Source organism: Streptomyces sp. NPDC088354 (assembly GCF_044753585.1).
Lineage (GTDB): Bacteria > Actinomycetota > Actinomycetes > Streptomycetales > Streptomycetaceae > Actinacidiphila.
In genome coordinates this window covers 62,345-66,406 of record NZ_JBIVNJ010000040.1, presented here as the reverse complement: position 1 = coordinate 66,406, position 4,062 = coordinate 62,345, and the positions used below count along the sequence as shown (strand labels likewise).

Annotated in this window: 5 protein-coding genes; all 5 read left to right on the top strand. The window is 67.2% G+C overall.

Annotation, left to right across the window (positions count from 1 at the left end):
• Window positions 1-440 precede the first annotated feature (440 nt).
• Entirely contained in the window at window positions 441-881 is a 441-nt protein-coding gene (locus tag ACIP98_RS35435) for a DUF3052 domain-containing protein (RefSeq protein ID WP_319662596.1), read from the top strand.
• A 148-nt stretch (window positions 882-1,029) separates the two neighbouring features.
• Window positions 1,030-1,488 (top strand): peroxiredoxin, encoded by a 459-nt coding sequence (locus ACIP98_RS35430; RefSeq protein WP_319662595.1) that lies wholly within the window; start codon window positions 1,030-1,032, stop codon window positions 1,486-1,488.
• Between the two features lie 73 nt (window positions 1,489-1,561).
• Window positions 1,562-2,137 (top strand): TerD family protein, encoded by a 576-nt coding sequence (locus ACIP98_RS35425; RefSeq protein WP_319662594.1) that lies wholly within the window; start codon window positions 1,562-1,564, stop codon window positions 2,135-2,137.
• A 67-nt stretch (window positions 2,138-2,204) separates the two neighbouring features.
• Window positions 2,205-2,780, top strand: coding sequence for a TerD family protein (locus ACIP98_RS35420; RefSeq protein ID WP_319662593.1), 576 nt, complete (start codon window positions 2,205-2,207; stop codon window positions 2,778-2,780).
• Between the two features lie 16 nt (window positions 2,781-2,796).
• Window positions 2,797-3,945, top strand: a complete 1,149-nt coding sequence (locus ACIP98_RS35415) for a DUF475 domain-containing protein (protein ID WP_319662592.1) — start codon at window positions 2,797-2,799, stop codon at window positions 3,943-3,945.
• Window positions 3,946-4,062 lie beyond the last annotated feature (117 nt).

Here is a 4,062-nt window from a genome sequence, read left to right as displayed (position 1 = left end):
ATGATGATCGGGTTGCGATCTGATCCGGAAGCCACGCTAATCCTTCGCTTCTAGGCATTGCTCTACGGGGTCAAGCCGCCTCCATCGTGTACCGCGCGTTAGGGATACGTCATCTCTACTGAGCGGTAACCGTCATGTAGCGCGACAGACCCACCTACAAGCCCCCTGGCGGGGCTGCTGCGTGGCTTCCGGTGGCCGACCGACCAAATCGCAACTGTACGCCCACTCGGACGTACGACCGACCGCGACCCCGATTCGGGAGAAATGCTGGCATAGTGGAGTGAGCCACGTCACCCTTCGCAGTTCGGGTTGCGGTGACACGTCAACGTTTGGGCGGGATGGGCGGCCGGGTACTTGCGCGATCCGCCGCGCCCGTGTGGACTACCGCCCATAACCCCGCACAGGAGCGGGAAGACAACCCCCATGACAGGAGGCAGAGCGTGAGCGCGACCGCGGGCCACGCGGAGGAGCGGACCAACCCGGCAAGCCGGCTTGGTTTCGAGCCCGGACAGGTGGTCCAGGAGCTCGGTTACGACGACGACGTCGATCAGGAGCTCCGTGAGGGTATCGAGGAGATCACGGGCGAAGAGCTCGCGGACGAGGACTACGACGACGTCGCCGACGGTGTCGTCCTGTGGTTCCGCGACGATGACGGCGACCTGACCGACGCCCTGGTCGATGCCACGTCCGCCGTCGACGACGGCGCCCAGATCTGGCTCATGACCCCGAAGACCGGCCGTGACGGGCACGTCGAGCCGAGTGACATCGGAGAGGCCGCGCAGACTGCCGGCCTCGCTCAGACCAGCAGTGTCAACGTCTCCAAGGACTGGACCGCCAGCCGGCTGGTGACCCCCAAGTCGGCCAAGGCCGCCAAGCGCTGAGGCGTTGGGACGGACCTCACGCCCCCGCGGCACCGTGCCGCGGGGGCGTCTTGCGTCCCGTTCCGCGGGCAGTGGTTGACTGGGGAGCCGGACGGCCGGGCCGTGAGGGTCCCGTCGCAGCCCCCGTCACCGGAAAGGTGTGTCCCGCATGGCGCTCGCCGCAGGAGAGATCGCCCCCGACTTCGAGCTGAGGAACCAGCACGGCCAGGCCGTGCGGCTCTCGGACTACCGGGGCGCCAAGAACGTCGTGCTGCTCTTCTTCCCCTTCGCCTTCACCGGCGTCTGCACGGGCGAGCTGTGCGCGCTGCGGGACGAGCTCCCGTCGTTCCAGAACGACGACGTCCAGCTGCTGGCCGTCTCCAACGACTCCATGCACACCCAGCGCGTCTTCTCCGAGCAGGAGGGCCTGGACTACCCGCTGCTCTCCGACTTCTGGCCGCACGGCGAGGTCTCCCGCGCCTACGGCGTCTTCGCCGAGGACAAGGGCTGCGCGGTGCGCGGCACCTTCGTCATCGACAAGGAGGGCGTCGTCCGCTGGAGCGTCGTCAACGACCTGCCGGACGCCCGTGACCTGAACGAGTACGTCAAGGCGCTCGAAGCCCTGTAGCCGGAGGGAACCGGGTACTACCCTCAGGGCGTTGATCCTGTTACGAGCGACACGCGATGACATGGGAGGACTCGTGGGAGTCAGCCTCAGCAAGGGTGGCAACGTTTCGCTGACGAAGGAGGCCCCCAACCTCACGGCCGTCATCGTCGGCCTCGGCTGGGACGCCCGCACCACCACGGGCGCCGGATTCGACCTGGACGCGAGCGCGCTGCTGACGGGCGCGGAGGGCAAGGTCCTCTCCGACCAGCACTTCGTGTTCTTCAACAACCTCAAGAGCCCCGAGGGCTCCGTGGAGCACACCGGCGACAACCTGACCGGGGAGGGCGAGGGCGACGACGAGCAGATCAAGGTGAACCTGGCCACGGTTCCGCCGGAGGTCGCCAAGATCGTCTTCCCGGTGTCGATCTACGAGGCCGAGACCCGTCAGCAGTCCTTCGGCCAGGTCCGCAACGCGTTCATCCGCGTGGTGAACCAGGCCGACAACAACGAACTGGCCCGCTACGACCTCACCGAGGACGCCTCCACCGAGACCGCCATGGTCTTCGGCGAGCTGTACCGGCACGGTGCGGAGTGGAAGTTCCGGGCCATCGGCCAGGGGTACGCCTCCGGCCTGCGCGGCATCGCGCAGGACTTCGGCGTCAACGTCTGATGTCCAGGGTCGTGCGGCCCGCCCGCCCGGGGCGGGCCGCGCACCCCGAGTGGGGGAGGAGAACAGCATGGGCGTGACGCTCGCCAAGGGAGGCAATGTCTCCCTTTCCAAGGCCGCACCGAACCTCACGCAGGTGATGATCGGACTCGGCTGGGACGCGCGCTCCACGACCGGAGCGCCCTTCGATCTGGACGCGAGCGCCCTGCTGTGCGCCTCGGGGCGGGTCCTCGGCGACGAGTACTTCGTCTTCTACAACAACCTCAAGTCCCCGGAGGGCTCGGTCGAGCACACCGGGGACAACCTCACCGGTGACGGCGACGGCGACGACGAGATCCTGATCGTCGATCTGATGACGGTGCCCGAGCGGGTCGACAAGATCGTCTTTCCGGTCTCCATCTACGAGGCGGACGCCCGCGGCCAGACCTTCGGCCAGGTCAGCAACGCCTATATCCGGGTGGTCAACCAGCTCGACCAGAGCGAACTGGCCCGGTACGACCTGTCGGAGGACGCGTCCAGCGAAACCGCCATGATCTTCGGCGAGCTCTACCGCTACGGCGGGGAATGGAAGTTCCGGGCCGTTGGCCAGGGGTACGCGTCAGGTCTGCGGGGCATCGCCCTAGACTTCGGGGTCAACGTTTCGTAAAGGGATTGGAAATCCAGTGCTCCTCCGAACTTTCGGCTGGTCGCTCGGCGTCACCGCCATCGGCTTGGCCCTCGCCGGCTTCCTGTGGGGTGCGAAGGGCCTAGCGCTCGTCGCGATCCTCTCGGTGCTGGAAATCTCGCTCTCCTTCGACAACGCGGTGATCAACGCCGGAATCCTGCGGAAGATGAACGCCTTCTGGCAGCGCATCTTCCTGACGATCGGCATTCTGATCGCCGTCTTCGGCATGCGGCTGGTCTTCCCGATCCTCATCGTGTCGATCACGGCCAAGATCGGCCCGATCGAGGCGATCGACCTGGCGATCAACAACGCGGACAAGTACGAGCACCTGGTGACCTCCGCGCACCCGGCGATCGCCGCGTTCGGCGGGATGTTCCTGCTGATGATCTTCCTTGACTTCATCTTCGAGAGCCGCGAGCACACCTGGCTGTCCTGGCTGGAGCGCCCGCTGTCCAAGCTGGGCAAGCTGGACATGCTCTCGGTGGTCGTCGCCCTGGTCGCGCTGCTGATCGCCGCCACCACCGTGGCCACCGACGTGGCCCACGGCGGCGGCGACAAGACCTCCACCGTGCTGCTGGCCGGCATCGGCGGTCTGATCACCTACCTCATCGTCGGCGGCATCTCCAGCTACTTCGAGGACCGCCTGGACGAAGAGGCGGACGAGGCGGACCAGGAGCTGGAGGAGGTGGCCGGCGGCGGCAAGCCGAGCGGCAGCGGCTCCAGCGCCGTGGGCCTGGCCGGCAAGGCGGCCTTCTTCCTCTTCCTCTACCTCGAGGTCATCGACGCGTCGTTCTCCTTCGACGGTGTCATCGGCGCGTTCGCGATCTCCAACGACATCTTCATCATCGCGCTGGGCCTCGGCATCGGTGCGATGTACATCCGGTCGCTGACGGTCTACCTGGTCCGCAAGGGCACTCTGGACGACTACGTCTACCTGGAGCACGGCGCGCACTACGCCATCGGCGCCCTGGCCGTCATCCTCCTGGTCACGATCAAGTACGAGATCAACGAGGTCATCACCGGCCTCGTCGGCGTTGTCCTGATCGGCGCCTCCTACTGGTCGTCGGTGGTGCGAAACCGCCGCCTCGGGGAAAGCTCCGAGCAGCGGGACGACAACGACAAGACGGAAGTGACGAGCGGGGTCTGAGCCCCGGCGCACGACCGGTCAGGGCCGCCGCCCCCCCCCCCCCCGGCGGGGGGGGGGGGCGCGGGGGGGGGGGGGGGGGGCCCACCTGTGGGAAATTATGGGGCCCAGCGGCGGGGT